General features: G+C 74.8%; 14 protein-coding genes. 9 read left to right on the forward strand and 5 right to left on the reverse strand.

Translation table 11 applies throughout. From position 1 onward, the window contains the following. Positions 1 to 14: 14 nt before the first annotated feature. Together BLT52_RS10705 and BLT52_RS10710 are read left to right on the forward strand one after the other, a co-directional pair. Positions 15 to 524: a pyridoxamine 5'-phosphate oxidase family protein gene (locus BLT52_RS10705; protein ID WP_090593234.1), complete on the forward strand. Its 510-nt coding sequence runs from the start codon at positions 15 to 17 to the stop codon at positions 522 to 524. Continuing rightward, complete coding sequence (locus tag BLT52_RS10710; protein WP_157677069.1) at positions 521 to 1,264, forward strand: NAD(P)-dependent oxidoreductase; 744 nt, start codon at positions 521 to 523, stop codon at positions 1,262 to 1,264. The genes BLT52_RS10705 and BLT52_RS10710 overlap by 4 nt, the downstream gene beginning before the upstream one ends. Positions 1,265 to 2,077: 813 nt before the next feature. Here BLT52_RS10710 and cofE read toward each other — a convergent pair. After that, complete coding sequence (gene cofE, locus BLT52_RS10715) at positions 2,078 to 2,965, reverse strand: coenzyme F420-0:L-glutamate ligase (RefSeq protein WP_172804024.1); 888 nt, start codon at positions 2,963 to 2,965, stop codon at positions 2,078 to 2,080. Continuing rightward, the gene (gene cofD / locus BLT52_RS10720; RefSeq protein WP_090593240.1) at positions 2,962 to 3,957 is read right to left on the reverse strand and encodes a 2-phospho-L-lactate transferase; all 996 of its coding nucleotides are present in this window, start codon (positions 3,955 to 3,957) and stop codon (positions 2,962 to 2,964) included. The genes cofE and cofD overlap by 4 nt, the downstream gene beginning before the upstream one ends. A 120-nt stretch (positions 3,958 to 4,077) precedes the next feature. Here cofD and BLT52_RS20805 point away from each other — a divergent pair, with 120 nt between their 5' ends. The 4 genes from BLT52_RS20805 to BLT52_RS10745 all read left to right on the forward strand — a co-directional run bounded on the left by BLT52_RS20805 (position 4,078) and on the right by BLT52_RS10745 (position 9,383). Continuing rightward, positions 4,078 to 4,512: a hypothetical protein gene (locus BLT52_RS20805; RefSeq protein WP_157677070.1), complete on the forward strand. Its 435-nt coding sequence runs from the start codon at positions 4,078 to 4,080 to the stop codon at positions 4,510 to 4,512. Positions 4,513 to 4,653: 141 nt separating this feature from the next. Beyond that, complete coding sequence (locus BLT52_RS10735; RefSeq protein ID WP_090593249.1) at positions 4,654 to 4,914, forward strand: WhiB family transcriptional regulator; 261 nt, start codon at positions 4,654 to 4,656, stop codon at positions 4,912 to 4,914. 96 nt (positions 4,915 to 5,010) lie between these two features. After that, complete coding sequence (locus BLT52_RS21050; RefSeq protein ID WP_090593252.1) at positions 5,011 to 8,043, forward strand: glycosyltransferase; 3,033 nt, start codon at positions 5,011 to 5,013, stop codon at positions 8,041 to 8,043. Beyond that, positions 8,040 to 9,383, forward strand: coding sequence for a DUF5719 family protein (locus tag BLT52_RS10745; RefSeq protein ID WP_157677071.1), 1,344 nt, complete (start codon positions 8,040 to 8,042; stop codon positions 9,381 to 9,383). The genes BLT52_RS21050 and BLT52_RS10745 overlap by 4 nt, the downstream gene beginning before the upstream one ends. A gap of 21 nt (positions 9,384 to 9,404) precedes the next feature. On the opposite strand, the gene BLT52_RS10750 is transcribed toward BLT52_RS10745, so the two are convergent. The 3 genes from BLT52_RS10750 to BLT52_RS10760 form a co-directional block, all read right to left on the reverse strand. After that, the gene (locus BLT52_RS10750) at positions 9,405 to 10,073 is read right to left on the reverse strand and encodes a response regulator (RefSeq protein WP_090593258.1); all 669 of its coding nucleotides are present in this window, start codon (positions 10,071 to 10,073) and stop codon (positions 9,405 to 9,407) included. Beyond that, positions 10,070 to 11,344 (reverse strand): sensor histidine kinase, encoded by a 1,275-nt coding sequence (locus tag BLT52_RS10755; protein WP_157677072.1) that lies wholly within the window; start codon positions 11,342 to 11,344, stop codon positions 10,070 to 10,072. The genes BLT52_RS10750 and BLT52_RS10755 overlap by 4 nt, the downstream gene beginning before the upstream one ends. A gap of 82 nt (positions 11,345 to 11,426) precedes the next feature. Continuing rightward, positions 11,427 to 12,356, reverse strand: coding sequence for a CPBP family intramembrane glutamic endopeptidase (locus BLT52_RS10760; RefSeq protein ID WP_090593264.1), 930 nt, complete (start codon positions 12,354 to 12,356; stop codon positions 11,427 to 11,429). A gap of 235 nt (positions 12,357 to 12,591) precedes the next feature. Here BLT52_RS10760 and BLT52_RS10765 point away from each other — a divergent pair, with 235 nt between their 5' ends. From BLT52_RS10765 to BLT52_RS10775, 3 genes are all read left to right on the forward strand, one after another. Further along, positions 12,592 to 14,316, forward strand: coding sequence for a hypothetical protein (locus BLT52_RS10765; protein WP_090593269.1), 1,725 nt, complete (start codon positions 12,592 to 12,594; stop codon positions 14,314 to 14,316). Between the two features lie 474 nt (positions 14,317 to 14,790). Beyond that, positions 14,791 to 15,048, forward strand: coding sequence for an Atu4866 domain-containing protein (locus BLT52_RS10770; RefSeq protein WP_197679000.1), 258 nt, complete (start codon positions 14,791 to 14,793; stop codon positions 15,046 to 15,048). Continuing rightward, the gene (locus BLT52_RS10775) at positions 15,045 to 15,872 is read left to right on the forward strand and encodes a helix-turn-helix transcriptional regulator (RefSeq protein WP_090593272.1); all 828 of its coding nucleotides are present in this window, start codon (positions 15,045 to 15,047) and stop codon (positions 15,870 to 15,872) included. Before BLT52_RS10770 ends, BLT52_RS10775 begins: the two co-directional genes overlap by 4 nt. The last annotated feature ends 84 nt before the right edge of the window (positions 15,873 to 15,956 follow it).

Here is a 15,956-nt window from a genome sequence, read left to right on the forward strand (position 1 = left end):
CCGGGAGGATCCCCATGACCGACACGACGACCGACACCGCCAGCGACGGACGCCGACGCGTCGCGGAGCTGGTCAGCGAGGCGAAGGTGGCGATGCTGACGACCAGGACCGCTGGGGGTCAGCAGGTGAGTCGGCCGATGGGGCTGCAGGAGGTCGAGTTCGACGGCGACCTGTGGTTCTTCGCCTACGAGGACTCCGCCAAGGTCGCCCAGATCCGGGCCGACTCTGCGGTCAACGTGTCGTTCTCCGACACCAAGAACACCTCGTGGACCTCGATCGCCGGCCGGGCCGAGGTCGTCCACGACCGGGCCCGGGCCGAGGAGCTGTACACCCCGACGCTGAAGGCCTGGTTCCCCGACGGGCTGGACACCCCTGGCCTGACGCTGATCAAGATCCAGGCCGACAGCGCGGAGTACTGGGAAGGACCCAGCAGCACCGTCGGGTTCGCCCTCGGTACCCTCCGCGCAGCGGTCACCAAGAACCCCGACAGCGACCCGATCACCAACGACACCGTGCAGCTGTGACCTCTGGACCGGCACCCACCCCGGGTACCGGACCAGTCACCCGCTCGGTCTCGCGGGTGCTGGTCCTGGGTGCGAACGGACCGTCCGGTCGGCGCACCGTCCAGCAGGCGCTGGGCCGGGGGCTCCGGGTGGACGCGCTGACGCGTCGACCGCAGGGCTTCCCGACCCGGCACGAGCGGCTGCACGTGGTGGGTGGTGACGCGACCGACCCGGGCGTGGTGGATGCCGCGGTCGCCGCCTGTGATGCGGTGATCTCGGTGATCGGGGCGCCGTTCACCCGGCACCCGGTCGACGTCTACTCCACCAGCGCGCGGCTGGTCGTCAGCGCGATGCAACGCCACGGGCAGCGACGTCTCCTGACCGTCACCTCCACCGGGCTCACCCCCGTCGACCAGCGCCACGACATCCCGGTCCTGGAGCGGCTGCTGGCTCCACTGGCCCGGCGGACCTTCGGACGATCCGTCTACGACGACATGGAACGGATGGAGTCCGTCGTCTCGGGCAGCGACCTGGACTGGACCATCGTGCGGCCCCCGGGGCTGACCGACGAGCCCGGTACCGGCTACCAGAGCGCTGAGAACTGGGTCGACGGCGGCTACTGCGCCCGTGACGACCTCGCCACCCTCCTGCTCGACCAGCTCGACGACACCCGCTACCTGAGGAAGGTCGTGGCGGTCTCCACCCCCGGTCTGCAGGTCAGGACCTGGCAGACCATCCGGCGCGAGCTCCTCAAGCGCTGAACCGCAGACCCCCACGGGCGAGGACGTCGTGCTGTCCGCGGTCATCACCGAGGTCGACCCCTTCGCCCGTCCTGGATCGGCAGCCTGGCCGGTGGTGGGTGGCGAGGAAGCCGAAATGGGCGTCACAACGCCCTTCGGCGGTGAGTTGAACAGTCATCACGGTGACCGCACTAGGAATTCGCAGTTCGTGCGCTTATGGTCAGCCCAGCGACTCTGCATCTGGATCGGACAACTTGATGGCTTCCCCCGGGCCAAGCTCCACACCCACCGCACGAGATTCCTGTGAGCAGCGCATCCAAGCCCTGCTGGAGCGTCTACGCGACCACCCTGACCCGGACGACATCGGGGAGCTGTACGACGCGACCAGCGCCGTCGTGCACGGCTGGGCGGTGGCGTTCGTCGCGAGTCGCTTCGCCGCCGAAGAGGTCACAGTGGCGGTGTACGTGTACCTCTGGCACTGCGCGAGGCGGTACCCCGTGCACCGCGGTCAGCCTTGGCCGTGGTTGCAGCTGGCGTTCTGGTCCGCTGTCCGAGAAGGAGAACTGCCTGCTGCGCCAGTCAGTGCGGCTCGTGCTTGAAGCGGGCTCCGCGGAAACGTGCAGGCGAAGTGCCGAGTGGTGCCGTGCTCGCACCGTGGATCGTCACGACGACCGCTATCTGCAGCAAGGCACAAGCCCGTGCACGAAGAGCACTGTCGCGCTCTCTCGCGCTGCTCTGATGGCGGCCCGACCAGGGGTGAGCACGAGCCTGACCTGGCCGCTGTGCCGGGTGCCCAGCTCGTGAAGGTGTCCTCGGGGCATCGCTGAGAAGGGTTCACTGCGTCGCCGTGGGCGCCACCGCGCGCAGCACCCCGCGCAGCGCGTCGGCCGCCGGGGCCGGGACGCCGGCCAGCACGGCCTGCTCCAGGTCCGGCCCGTCCAGACCGACCAGCCCCTCGTACTCCCCGGCGCGGCCCAGACTGGTCAGGACGGCGTGCAGCACGGACTCGCGGCTGCCGCGGGCGAACATGTCGTCCGGTCCGGTCCGGCTGAGCGAGCGGGCTCCCTCGGCGTCGTCGACCACCAGCTCCGCCAGCCCCCGCACCACGGCCACGGGACGTCCGGCCAGCTTGGCCTTGACCAGGTCCCCGGCGGCGGCCAGCTCGTCGGCCACCGCCATCTGGGTCACCGCGAGCTCCCGGCCGAAGGAGTCCAGCTCACCGGCGTAGCCCAGGCTGGGACGCACCCCGGCCGCACCCACCGCCAGGTCGGTCTGGCCGTGGCGCCAGGCGCGCCCGGAGGTGTCGGAGACCACCACGCCCAGCCGGAGGCCGGTGCGCTGCTGCAGCTCCTCCCGCAGCCGGGCCGCGCTGGCGTCGGGGTCGGCGGGCAGCAGCAGCACCGTGCCGGGGACGACGTTGGAGGCGTCCACCCCGGCCGCCGCCTGCACCAGTCCCTGGGCGTTCTGCACGATCCGGGTGGGGCCGCGTCGGGCCACGGTGCGCAGGGTCTCGTCGCTGATGGCCGCCTCGCGGTCGTCGCCGTCGCGGGAGCGACCCTCGGCCTTGCTCACCACCTTCGACGTCACCACCAGCACGTCCCCGTCGCGGAGCGGGCCGTCGGGGTCCTCGGTGCAGGCGGTGAGCAGCATCCCCGCCAGGTCGTCGCCGGGCGAGACCTCGCCGACGCCGGCCGGGGCGAAGACCAGCAGGCGGTGGCTCACGAGGCCAGGGCGTCGTCGCCGGGGGTGTGGTCGACCGCGGCGCGGATGAAGGCGGCGGTCAGCTCGGGGGTGGTCATCAGCAGCGGGTGGGCCAGAGCGTCCAGGCCACCGCGGTGCAGCCGGGCCAGCGAGGCGGCGTCGTCGCTGTCGACCACCCAGCGGTCCAGCACGCCGTCGGCGTGGCGGCTGCCGTAGTGCAGACCGACCGCGGCGGCGTCCACCTCGACCCCGATCGCCGGCAGCAGCTTGTCGGCCATGCCCAGCACCGGGGCACCGGACAGGATGCCGGAGAAGCCGATCACCGGGGCGGGGGCGGCCCGCACCGCGTCGCGGATCCCGGGGACGGCCAGGATCGGGCCGATGGAGACCACCGGGTTGCTGGGGGCGACCAGCACCAGGTCGGCGGCGGCGATCGTTTCGAGCACGCCTGCGGCGGGGCGGGCCTCGTCGATGCCGACCTGCACCACCCCGAGGACCGGCGGCTCGGCGTGCAGGCGGACCCAGAACTCCTGGAAGTGGACGACCCGCTGGCCGGAGGGGGAGTGCTCGTCACGGATCCGCACGTGGGTCTCGACGCGGTCCTCGCTCATCGGCAGCAGCGTGACCGGGGAGTCGGCGCCCAGCCAGCGCTGGGCCAGGGCCCGGGTGACCTCGGAGAGGGGGTAGCCGGCGGCCAGCATCTGGGTCCGGATCAGGTGGGTGGCGATGTCGCGGTCGCCGAGGTTGAACCAGGTCGGCTCGGCCTGGTGGGCCTGCAGCTCGGCCATCACCTTCCAGCCCTCGTCGGCCAGCCCCCAGCCGCGCTCGGGGTCGATGGCCCCGGCCAGTGCGTAGGTCATGGTGTCGAGGTCGGGGCAGATCCGCAGCCCGTGCAGGGTGATGTCGTCGGCGGTGTTGCCGATCACCGTCACCTCGGCCCCCGGGTACGCCGAGCGCACCCCCCGGACGAACCTCGAACCACCCACACCACCGGCCAGCACCACGATCTGCACCGGCCCAGTCTGTCACCGCCGGGAGGTGCCCCGACGCGCACGGGGGTCGGGGGGTGGTTGGCTGGACCCCCTCACGACGGAGGAGGACAGGTGGTCGCAGCGGGATCGAGGGGCGTGCGCGTGATCGCGGTGCTGGCCTGGCTGGCGCTGGTGGCCCAGCTGGGGCTGCTGGGCTGGCAGCTCGTCGACGGCCGTCCGACCAGGGACGTGCTGCTCTGGGCGGCGTCCGGTCCCGTGCCCACGCTGCTGCTGGCGGTGCTGGCCACCGTCCTCGGGCGCCGGCCGTCGCAACCGGCCGCGCCGGAGCCGGAGGAGTCGCCGGAGCAGGACGGGGACCAGGTGGCGGAGGGGGCCGCGGGTGAGCTGGTGGCGCCGGAGCGCCAGCCGTCGTGGGCGCCCTCGGAGGCCTCGGGGGCGGTCTGGTCGACGGCCGGCGACGCCGCCCGCGGGGCGGAGGCCGACCGGTGGGGAGCCCCGGGGAGCGGGCGCGCCTGGGGTCTGCCGGTGGACGCCGACGAGGGTCCGGAACGGCGCCAGGACGACCCGCGACACTAACCGAGGCCCGGCTCCCAGACCTCCACGACACGCCCGGGGTGTCTTCCGGAAGCCGCTCAGCGCTTGACGCCGGGTGGATGACAAGCGTGTAATTCACCTCAAGTCCGGTCGTTATCGAGCCGGACGGGTCGAGGAGGAAGCATGCACGAACTGTTGGAGGCGTTCCCCGCCGACGACGAGGGGCTGCTGGGCTGGCAGGAGCGGGCCCTGTGCGCCCAGACGGATCCGGAAGCCTTCTTCCCCGAGAAGGGTGGGTCCACCCGGGAGGCCAAGAAGGTCTGCCTGTCCTGCGACGTCCGCGGGGAGTGCCTGGAGTACGCGCTGTCCAACGACGAGCGCTTCGGCATCTGGGGCGGACTCAGCGAACGCGAACGCCGCAAGCTGAAGAAGCGAGCCGTATAGCATGAGGGCGCCCTGCGGGGCGCCTTTCTGCTTCCCGGTCCGGGGCCTCGCGGCACCCCGGTCCGGTCGTCGACGTGCCGCCGAGGTGGATCGACCTTGTCCGAGGCATTCGAGCAGGACGACACCTCACCGGTGCAGGAGCCGCAGACCGAGCCCGCGGCCGCCTGGGCGCAGCACGACGACGTGGACGACGCCCCGGTCGACACCACCGGAGAGCACGTCATCGCCGTCCTGGTGTGCCACGACTCCGTCACCTGGCTCCCGAGCGCCCTGGGCTCGCTGGCCCGGCTCGACCCCGCCCCCGACCTGCTGGTGGTGGTGGACAACACCCCCGGTGACGCCAGCCAGGAGGCCCTGCAGCAGGCCGTCCGCGACGGTGTGGTGGACCTGCTGGTCGACGGCGAGCGCGGGTTCGGCTTCGCCGAGGCGGTCGCCGCCGGTCTCCGGGCCGCGGACGAGGCCGCCCCCACGGGCGCCGACGCCGGCCGTCACGCCGCACCGGCCACCGGCGAGGGGCCCCGTCGTCGCTGGGTCTGGCTGCTGCACGACGACGTGGTGGCTCAGCCGGACGTCCTCGGGCAGCTGCTGCGCCACGTGGTGGTCGAGGACGACCTGGCGCTGACCGGCCCCACCCTGCTGGTCCCCTCCCGGGCCAACCAGCCGCGACGGCTCTGGGAGAGCGGGGTCAGCGTCTCCGGTACCGGCCGCGAGGTCGCCCTGGCCGAGCCGGGCGAGGTGGACCAGGGACAGCTCGACCGCTCCGAGCGGGTGCTCGGGCTGAGCACCTGCGGGCTGCTGGTCCGCCGCGACGCCTGGGACGCCCTGGGCGGGCTGGCCCCGGAGCTGCCGGTCTTCCGCGACGGCGTCGAGCTCGGCTGGCGGGCCACCCGCGCCGGCTACCGGGTGGCCACCACCCCCTCCGCCCTGCTGGTGCACCGCCGGGTCGGACGGGCGGGTCTGCGGGCCTCCTCGGCCACCTCCGAGCACCCGGCGGCGGTGGACCGCTCCCTCGGCATGACGCTGGTCGCCTCGCGCCGCAGCGGGGTCGCTGCCGCGCTCACGGGGATCCGGCTGGTGTGGGGATGCCTGCTGCGGATGGTGGGCTTCGTGCTGGGCAAGGCGCCGGACCGGGCCGCCGACGAGTGGCGGGCCGCCCGCCGCTACCTCGGCGACCGCGACCGCCGGGCCCGGCTGCGGCGACGTGCCGCCGAGGCCCCGGTCGCCGACACCGGCGAGCAGCTGGTCGACCGGCTCCGCCCGCCCTGGTGGCACAGCCTCCGGGTGGGGGCGGAGTGGACGGCAGCCGCCGTCTCCGACCGCGTCCGCGAGCTCACCGGACGTCCCGACACCTCCCTGGACGAGCTGACCGGGGACGACTTCGCCGGCCGGGAGGACGTCGACCCGCCGTGGTGGCGCACCCCGCTGCTGGTGCTGGTGGTCGTCGTGGCCGTGGGCGGCCTCTTCGGGCGCTGGATCGCCCCCGGTCTGCTCACCTCGACCCAGCTGCTGCCGGGCGCGAGCACCTTCACCGGCACCTGGTCGCGCTACCTCGACCCCGGCACCGGGTGGCTGGCCGCGCCGTGGCAGGGGCTGCTGGCGCTGCTGGCCACGCCGCTGGGCGGGCGCACCGACTGGCTGCTCGTGGTGCTGGTGGCCGGCGGCGTGCTGCTGGCCCTCGCCGCCGCCCGCTCCGCGCTGCGCACCCTCGGGCTGTCCCCGGCCGCGGTGCTCTGGGGCTCCGCGGCGTGGGCCCTGCTGCCCACCCTGGTCGGGGCCCAGCAGCGCGGCTCGCTGCTCGTGGTCGGCTGGGCCGTGGCGCTGCCGCTGCTGGTCGTGGCGGTGCACCGCCTGCTCCGCGGACGCGGTCTGGAGGCCACCCGCGGTGCCTTCGGCGTCGCACTGGCCCTGACCGTGCTGGCCGCGCTCGCCCCCCTCGTGCTGCTGCCCGCGGCCGTGCTGGCGCTGCTGGTCGCGCTGCGTCGCGCGGACCTGCGGCTGCGGGTGCTGGTGTCGGTCGGTGTCCCGCTGCTGCTGCTGGCGCCCTGGGCGCCGACGCTGCTGGCCCGTCCCGGCCGGTGGCTCACCGGACCGGAGCCGGTGCTGGCCGACCAGGCCGCGCCGACGTGGTGGCGGATGCTGCTCGGGCAGACGCCGGGTGCGGCCTGGTTCGACGGCGGCCCGGTGCCGCTGTGGCTCTGCGGCTCGGTGGTCGGGCTGCTGTGGCTGCTGGCCCTGCTCGGGCTCGCGCGCCGGCCCGCGGACGTCGTGGTGCGTGCGAGCTGGGTGGCCGCGGTCGGGGGCTTCCTGCTCGCGGTGCTGGTCAGCCGGCTGGTCGTGGCGGTCCCGCCCGCGGGTGACCTCGTCCGTCCCGAGCCGTCCGGCTGGCTGCTGCTGGCGCTGGGTGGGCTGCTGGTCGCGGCCGGCCGCGGTCTGGCCGGGGTGGCCCTCCCCGGGACGGCCCGTCGGCTGGTCTCGGTGGTGGCCGCGCTGGCCCTGCTCGTCGTCGGCACCGCGTGGTGGGCCTTCGACGGCGCCACCGGACCGGCGGAACGGCGCCAGACGGCGCTGCCCGCCTTCATCGAGGTGGCCATGGCCGAGACCCCCGTCCGCACCCTCGCCGTCGACCTCGGCACGGGCGAGCCGCGCTGGAACCTGCTGTCCGGCGACGGCCCCCGCACCGGCGACGCCGAGACCGGCGACGGCCTGGACCCCGCCACCCGCGACGAGGTCGCCGCGGCCGTGGCCCGGCTGGTCACCACCGGCGGGGACCAGGCCCTGGCCGACCGGCTCTCCCGGCTGGGCGTGGGCTACCTGTGGGTCCGCGGCGCCGACCCGGCCACGCTGACCGCGGTGGGCACCACCCCCGGGCTCCAGGTCGGCAGCAGCAACGAGGGCACCCAGGTGTGGACTGTCACCGGCACCGCCCCCGACCGGGCGACCGGGTCGCAGGGTCCCGGCGGGGCGGCCGTCGCGGTGGCGGTGCTGCAGCTGCTGGGTCTGCTGGTGGTCGTGGTGATGGCCGCGCCGGCGCTCAGCCGCGAGGTCGACGAGGAACCGGTGGCCCGCCGCGGTCACACCCCGGCAGCACCCGGCCGGGGACGACCGGCCGCCCAGGAGGGACGACGATGAGCCACGCAGGACGACGTCTGGTGCTCCTCGGAGCGGCTCTGTCGGGGGTGCTGCTGGTGGCCGTGCTCGGCGTGGTGCTGCCCGCGGAGCAGGTGCCGTCCAGGCCCCCGGTGCCGGTCAGCGGCACGACCCAGCTGGTCTGCCCGGTCCCCGAGGACGAGGAGGCCGACCTCGCCGTGACCGCCGCGGGTCCTCTCGACGGCGTGGGGCTCACCACGCTCGACGGCGCCCCGGTGCCGACCGAGGAGACCGACGGGGTGCTCACCGCCCGTCTCCCGGGCACGGCGGTGCTGACCGCCGAGGGTGACGCCGCTGGCTCCGTGGCCGGGGTGGTCACCCGGGCCGGGGACGGCGGGGCCGATCCCGGTCTGACCCAGGTGGCCTGCCAGCCGGCGGGTGCCACGAGCTGGCTGGTCGGTCTGCGGGGCGGGGAGGACCAGCAGGCGGCGGTGGTGCTCACCAACCCCGACGAGCGCCAGGCCGTGGTCAACCTCACCGTCCGCGACGAGGAGGGCCTCCGCCAGGTCCCGGGGTCCCGCGACCTCGCGGTCGCCCCGCGCTCCACCGTGGTGGTCGACCTGGGCCCGCTGCTCACCCCGGCCGGGGCGATGGCGGTGCAGGTGCAGACCACCACCGGCCGGGTGACCGCGCTGGGCCGGCAGCGGAGCTTCCGCGACGGCACCGCCACCAGCTCGGAGTGGCTGACCGGGACCCCGGAGCCGGCCACGTCCGCGGTGCTGCCCGGGGTCCCCGGCGGCGACGGGCCGCGCCGGCTGGTGCTGGTCAACCCCGGTGAGCGGCGCGCGCAGGTGCGGGTGGAGGCCCTGGGTGCCGCCGCCCCGTTCGTGCCCGCCGGCGTCGAGGGGGAGGTGGACGTCCCCCCGGGCGGCACGGCCACCGTCACCCTGGACGAGGGGTTCAGCGAGGACGCGACCGCGCTGCGGGTCACCGGCAGCCAGCCCGTGGCCGCCACCCTGCTGGCCGGGACGCCGGACGGCGACCTGGCCGTGGTGCCGGGGGCCGGCCCGGTGGGCGACAGCGCCGTGGGCGTCGCCGCCTCGGACCGGGACGGGCTGCTGGTGCTGTCCAACGCCGGCGACGTCCCGGCGGTGGTCCAGGTGCTGCCGCTGTCGGGGCAGGGGGCCGGCGAGCAGGTCACCGTGGCTCCCGGCACCAGCCTCAGCCTGACCGGGGAGGGGCTGGGCCGGGTCGAGGTCACCTCGGGGGCGGTGCACGGTGCGGTGGTGCTGCGCCGCGACGGCCTGTCCACGGCCCCGCTGCTGCCCACCGGTGCTGAGCAGCGGCTCCGCGCCCCGCTGGAGGACCCGCACCTCTGGTGAGCCGGGCCGCCGCACGGTCCCTCACCGGTCGGGGACGGCTACCACACCGTTCTGGTAGGCCCACACCACGGCCTGGAGCCGGGAGCGGACGCCCAGCTTGGGCAGCATCCGGGCCAGGTGCGACTTCACCGTGGACACCTCCACCACCAGCTCCGCGGCGATGTCCTCGTTCGACATGCCCTGGGCGAGGAGCTGCAGGATGTCGCGCTCGCGGGCGGTCAGGACGCCGTCGGCGCCCTGCACGCTGACCGGCTGCAGCTGGCGCCGCTGCACGAACTCCCGCAGCACCCGCCGGGTGAGGCTCTGGTCGATGGTGCCGTGCCCGGCCGCGACCTGGCGGACCGCCTGGGCGATCGTGGCCGGCTCGGCGTCCTTGAGCAGGAACCCGCTGGCCCCGGCCTCCAGGGCACCGAAGACGTAGTCGTCGAGGTCGAAGGTGGTCAGCACCAGGACCGGCGTCGGGTGCTCGACGCCGGGGCCGCACAGCAGGCGGGTCACCTCGATCCCGTTCATGCCGGGCATCCGGATGTCGAGGCAGGCGACGTCGGGGCGCAGCTCGCGGGCCAGGGCCAGCGCCGTCACCCCGTCCGCGGCGGTCCCCACCACCTCGAGGTCGTCCTCGGCGCCGAGCAGGGCCGAGAGCCCCTCGCGCACCAGCGACTGGTCGTCGGCGATGAGCACCCTGATCACGCGGTCTCCTCCTGCTCGGGGGTCGGCTGCTGCGGCCGGTGGTCGGGGTCGCGGGGGATCCGCAGCCGGACCCGCCAGCCGCCGTCGGGCGTCGGGCCGTGCTCCAGCCGACCTCCCAGCAGCTCGGCGCGCTCCCGCATCCCGATCAGGCCGAAGCCCGGCGAGGTGCCGGCGGCGGTGGGACCGGCCCCGTTGGTGACCGACAGCGTCAGGGCCTCCGCGGAGCGGTCGTCCACCTCCACCATTACGGGGGCACCGGGGGCGTGCCGGGCGGCGTTGGCCAGCGACTCCTGGACGATCCGGTAGAGGCCGAGCTGGGCCAGCGGCCCGGTGCCGGTGCCCAGCGGGCGTCCGTCCTCGGCCCGCAGGGTCACCAGCTCGACGTCGGCCCCGGTGGCGCGACGGCCCTCGACGAGCTCGGCGACCGCCTCCAGGGTGTGCACCGAGCGGGTGGCGTCGCCGCTCTCGCGGAGCAGGCCGACCAGGCGGCGCAGGTCGTCCAGGACGGCGGTGCTCTGGGTCCTGATCTGGCGCACCGAGCGCTTGGCCCGCTCGGGGTCGGTGTCGATCTGGCGGTCGACGGCGGCGGCCATCAACGCGATGCCGGACAGGTGGTGGGCGGCGATGTCGTGCAGCTCGCGGGCCATGGCGGTCCGCTCACCGGCCACCACGGCCCGGACCAGCGCGTCCTGCTCGCGGGCCACCGCGCCCTGCTCCTGCCGGCGGGCGAGGGTGGCGTCACGGCGTCCGGTGATGGCGAGCGCGAGCAGCAGCGGTGCCCCCACCGCCCCGACCGCCTGCAGCAGCCCGGTGACCACGGCCGACGCGGCCGGGAAGCCGCCGGACACGCCGTTGACGAGCTCCCCGACGGCGACCAGCACCGCCGCCGCTCCCAGACACGGCGCCATCGTGCGGAGCGGCACGGCCAGGGCGGTCAGCAGGACGGCCACGGTGACCGCGGCGCTGGCCAGGCTGTAGGCCTCACCGGCGCCGAGGGTGGCGGCCGGCAGCGGGAGCGCGGCGACCAGCAGCAGGCTGGACCTGGGCACCCGCCCGGCCCAGGCCAGCGCGGCGGCCTGAGCGGTGAAGGTGGCGGCGAGGGCCCAGCCGGCCCGGGCGGTGGGGGGCCCGAAGCCCGACAGGCTGGCGTCGCCGGCGGCGAGCAGCGGCACGGTGAGCAGCACCGTCAGGACCAGCAGCCAGAGCCCGGTGGCGACCATCAGGTCACGGCGGTGCGGTGCCCGCGAGGTCGCCGAGGAGGTGGTCCTCACGAGGTGGCTCCCCGCGGTGCGGACCATGGACGACCTCCCTCGACGGACGCGACGACGGTACCGGGGCACCGCACCACCGTGCTCACTGGTCCTCGGGCACGTAGCCGAGGCGACCGCGGGTGGTGATCAGCAGCACCGCCGCGACGAGCACCGCGGCCGTGGCCTGGGCCAGCGTCGTCCGCGCCGGGCTGAGGGTGGGGAACAGGTCGCTCCACAGCACCGAGGTGAAGTTGTTGACGCTGACGTGCAGCAGCATGGCCAGCGGCAGGCTCTGCCCGGTGCGGTTGAACACGTAGGACATCACGACGTTGAAGCTGATGCAGAAGACGATGAACAGCACCGGCTCGCTCCAGTGCGCGTCGGGCCAGCCGCCCCAGTCGGACAGGAACAGCGGCATGTGCCACAGCGACCACAGCGGCCCGAGCACCATCGCCGCGCCGAGGGCGCCGAGGCGGCGCTGCAGCCGGGGGAGGGCGAAGTCGCGCCAGCCCGGCTCCTCGGCCAGACCGGTGGTGACCATCTGCAGGGCCAGCGCGGGGACGTAGGCCGCGAGCAGCATCAACGACGGGGTGCCGACCTGGCCGCCGGAGAAGACGGTCCCGGTCACCAGCAGCACGGCCGGCACGCCGAGCAGGGCGACGGCGTACCACTTCCAGCTGACCTTCCAGCGGAGCAGCCGCCCGACCCAGTGACGCAGCCCGGGACGGCCGTCGGCCAGCGCGGTGACCAGGAAGGCGGAGAAGATCGGGCCCAGGTAGGCGCCGGGGAGGACGCCGGAGAGCTGGCTGCTGCCGAGGACCTCCGGGAAGCGGTAGTCCCAGAGGCCGAGGCCGTTCTGGGAGAGGATGTAGGGCGTCCAGGCCAACCAGCTGAGCAGGTTGGCCAGCACGAAGAAGGTGGCCAGAGGTCGCCGTCGGATCAGGTCGTGCAGCCGGCCGGGGAGGCTGGTGGGTCGGGTGGGGGGCGGCTCGACGGGCCCGCTGATCGGTGGTCGGTCGTGGCTGATCGTCATGACCCTCACGCTAGGAACCGGGGGTGGGGTGCCACGAGCCCCGGACGACCGCACTCCGCCGGTGCCATCGAAAGGTGCAAACCGGGTCCGGGACCCGCGGGAGGACGTCCCGGTCCGCGGGCGGAGGGTGCGGCCAGGGTTCGGTGAGGACGTCGGCGAGGGTGTCGCGACGACGGCCGAGCCGGTAGGACTGGCGTGTGCGACCGAGCAGCGCGGCAGGCGACCGGGAGGGCCGATGACCACGGACCCGTCCTCCGGTGGCAGCTCCGCGCCGGAGGGTGGGGAACCCGACCGACGTCGCCCCGCCCGTCGCTGGCCGGCCGTCCTCGGGCTGCTGGTGCTGTCACCGGTCAGCGCGGAGTACCTGATCGGGTACGGCCCCAGCACCGGACGTCCCCTGGAGCTCCTGGCCGGTCTGCTCCTCCTCGTCCCGCTGTACGGCACGGTCGCGGTGCTCATCCGGGAGGTGGCCCGGCGGACCGGCCGCGGCTGGCCCACCGTCCTGCTGCTGAGCGCGGCGGCGGGCGTGGTGCAGGCGGGGCTGGTCGACCAGAGCGTGTTCATCCGCGAGTTCGGCCCCGACGACCCCGCCTGGGCCACCGAGCCGCACCGGACGGTGGTCCCCGTGCTGGGGATCGACGCCGCGACGACCCTGAACTACGTCGGCGGGCACGTGGTGTGGAGCTTCGCCGCACCGGTCGCGGTGGTCGAGGCCTGTGCGCCGCGCCTCGCCCGGCACCGGTGGCTGGGACCGGTCGGCGTGGTCGTGCTGGTGCTGCTGTGGGCGCTGGCGGCGGCGCTGATCTGGAGCGACACCGCCGCCGGGGGAGGGGCCACCGCGGGGCAGCTCGCCGGTGCCGGTGCCGTCGCTGTGCTGCTGGTCCTCGCGGCGCTGCTCATCCGCCCGGGCGGCACCCGGGTGGCGGGAGGCGTGCCGTCGTGGTGGGTGGTCGCAGGGGTCTTCGTAGCCGTCTGGGGCGCCTACCACCTGCTGCCGGCCACCTGGCTCGGGACCGGGATCAACCTCGTCGTGACGGCGGTCGCGGGCGTGCTGCTGCTGCGCTGGTCCGGGCGAACGGGGTGGCGCTGGCAGCACGTGCTCGCCGTGGCCGGGAGCGCGCTGGTCGTCCGGGCCGCGCTCTCCTTCGTGGTCGAGCCGCTGGGAGGGGTCGACGGGCCGGTGAAGTACGTGGTCAACGCGGTGACCCTGGCCGGGTGGTCGTCCTGCTCGTGCTGGCGGTCCGGAGGTCGCGTCGGGTGGACGCGGGTCCGGGCTGAGCCCTGCCGTGCCCCGTCGGGGTCAGCGACGCGTGGGGGCCGATGTCGAGCGTGTGTGCGAGGGCGCGTAGCGGCCGAGCGCGTGGACCACGATGAAGGTGATCATCACCAGTCCCGCGAGCACGGCGGCAGCAGCGGCGGCCCGGGTGACGCCCAGCGCACCCAGCAGCAGGCCGGCGACCCCGATCGCCGTGACCGCGCCGCCGAGGTGGTGGAACATCCGCTCCCGGAAGGCCCAGGCGAACGGGATGAAGTGCACACCGACCGCCGTGGCGATCAGCGCCGGGCGCAGGGCCCCCGCCCCCGCCGAGACGAGCACCCGGGTGCCGACGACGATCAGGACCAGCTCACCCACCACGCAGAGGCCGTAGGTGGCGAGGGCCGCGGCACCGGGACGGGCGAGCGGCCCGAGCGCGGTGGGGCGGACGTAGTGGGCGAACAGCGCCGTGGCGGCACCGACCACCCCGGCCACCCGCGCCAGGGTCGACACCAGGGACCCCAGGTCGGGGGAGTAGCTGAGGACGAACACGAGGCCGCCGACCAGACCCACCACGCTGCCCCAGCGCCGCGGGTCGACGACGACCGGAGGCTCTCCGGCCGCCGGACCGTGCGCCCGCCGCGGCGTCGGCTCCGACCGCGGCGCGGCCCCTCTCTCACCCACGGGCGGGACCTCTTCCTCTGACGTCGTCGGATCTGCGGTGCACTCTCCCACGCGGTGCGGGTCACCGGCACCCGCTCGAGGCGCCGCAGGTCCAGGGGTTGGGCAGGGGCGACGTCACCACGAACCGAGGAGCACACCACCCCGTGCCGTCACCTGAGCCGGAGGAAGGACCGTCCAGCCGAGGTCGTCGCTCGTACCGGCGCGGTGGGACGCAGCGCCCAGATGCATCCAGGTGGGAGCCGGGACCGAAGCGTGAGCAGGACCGCCCCACCTGTCTGAATCGTCATCAGGTGGGGTGGTCCCTGCCAGCAGGTGGGGCACGAGCCCTCGTCGTGGCGCACGCTGGGTGCGGTGGGACGCCAGCTCCTCCGCCGCGGGCACCGGCAACCGCTCCGGGAGGGAGGGCCTGGGTGGGTGCGACGCACCCTGCCCCAGCGGCCGCAGGGCTCCTACGGTGGTCCCGTGACAGCACAGGACGACCAGAGCAGACGCGGCGTGCACACGACGGACCCGGTGGGCACGTGGGTGACGCAGGACCGCCACATCCGCCACGAGCTGCTCCCCGACGGACGGTACGTCGAGGCCCGCGGCCGGCGGGAGGCGGCCTACACCGGTCGCTACTGGATGGAGGGCAACCACGTCGAGTACCTGGACGACACCGGCTTCACCGCCGACGGCGACTTCGTGGACGGCGTCCTCCACCACGCCGGGATGGTCATGCACCGGGTCGGTGCCGAGGAGGGCGCCGGGTGAGCACCGGCGAGCTCGGGGCGTTCCTGCGCGCCTGCCGCAGCCGCACCGACCCGGCCCGGCACGGCTTCCCCTCGACCGGGCAGCGTCGGGTGCAGGGGATGCGGCGGGAGGAGGTCGCCGCGCTGGCCGGGGTCAGCGTCGACTACTACACCCGGCTGGAGCAGTCCCGGGAGACCCGACCCTCGGTGCAGGTGGTGGACGCCCTGGCCCGCGTCTTCCAGCTCGACCGCGACGCCCGCCAGCACGCCTACCGGCTGGCCGGGCTGATGCCGGTGCTCGACCTCCCCACCAGCGGCGACGCGCCCGCCCCGGAGCTGCAGCAGCTCATGGACGCCTGGCCGCACACGCCGGCGGTGCTGTTCAACCGCGCCTACGACGTCATCGCGCAGAACCGCATCGGCGAGGCCCTGTTCGCGCCCTTCGACCCCGGGACCAACCTGCTGCTGTCGATCTTCCTCGACCCCGCCGCCCGCTCCTTCTACGACGACTGGCCTGTCGCGGCCCGCAACGCGGCCGGGGCGCTGCGGCTGGCGCTGGGGGAGTCCCCGCGCGACCCGCGGCCGAACGAGGTCCGCGACGTCCTGCAGCGGCACAGCGCGGAGTTCCGCCGTCTCTGGGCCGACCCCGAGGTGCGTGGCAAGAGCATGGAGCTCAAGCGCCTGCACCACCCGCTGGTCGACGAGCTCGACCTCACCATGCAGACCTTCGAGGTGCGCAGCGCACCCGGCCAGGAGCTGATCGTCTACCACCCGGTGCCGGGCAGCCGCACCGACGACGGGCTGAGGCTGCTCGGCACCCTCGCCGCGGGGACGGCCGTGCAGTAGCGCCGTCACGAGCAGGCAGCAGGCGTCTCCACCAGAAGGTGCAAGTCAAGTGCCTCCGTTTGGGTCTGTCGGCGGGGGTGCCCG

Source organism: Auraticoccus monumenti, from assembly GCF_900101785.1.
GTDB lineage: Bacteria > Actinomycetota > Actinomycetes > Propionibacteriales > Propionibacteriaceae > Auraticoccus > Auraticoccus monumenti.

What these genes read in the sequence shown, in the direction of transcription:
- BLT52_RS10705 (WP_090593234.1), top strand. Translation starts at nt 15, where the DNA reads ATGACCGACACGACGACCGACACCGCCAGCGACGGACGCCGACGCGTC.
- BLT52_RS10735 (WP_090593249.1), top strand. Translation starts at nt 4,654, where the DNA reads ATGCACGAACTGTTGGAGGCGTTCCCCGCCGACGACGAGGGGCTGCTG.
- BLT52_RS10745 (WP_157677071.1), top strand. Translation starts at nt 8,040, where the DNA reads ATGAGCCACGCAGGACGACGTCTGGTGCTCCTCGGAGCGGCTCTGTCG.
- BLT52_RS10760 (WP_090593264.1), bottom strand. Translation starts at nt 12,356, where the DNA reads ATGACGATCAGCCACGACCGACCACCGATCAGCGGGCCCGTCGAGCCG.
- BLT52_RS10765 (WP_090593269.1), top strand. Translation starts at nt 12,592, where the DNA reads ATGACCACGGACCCGTCCTCCGGTGGCAGCTCCGCGCCGGAGGGTGGG.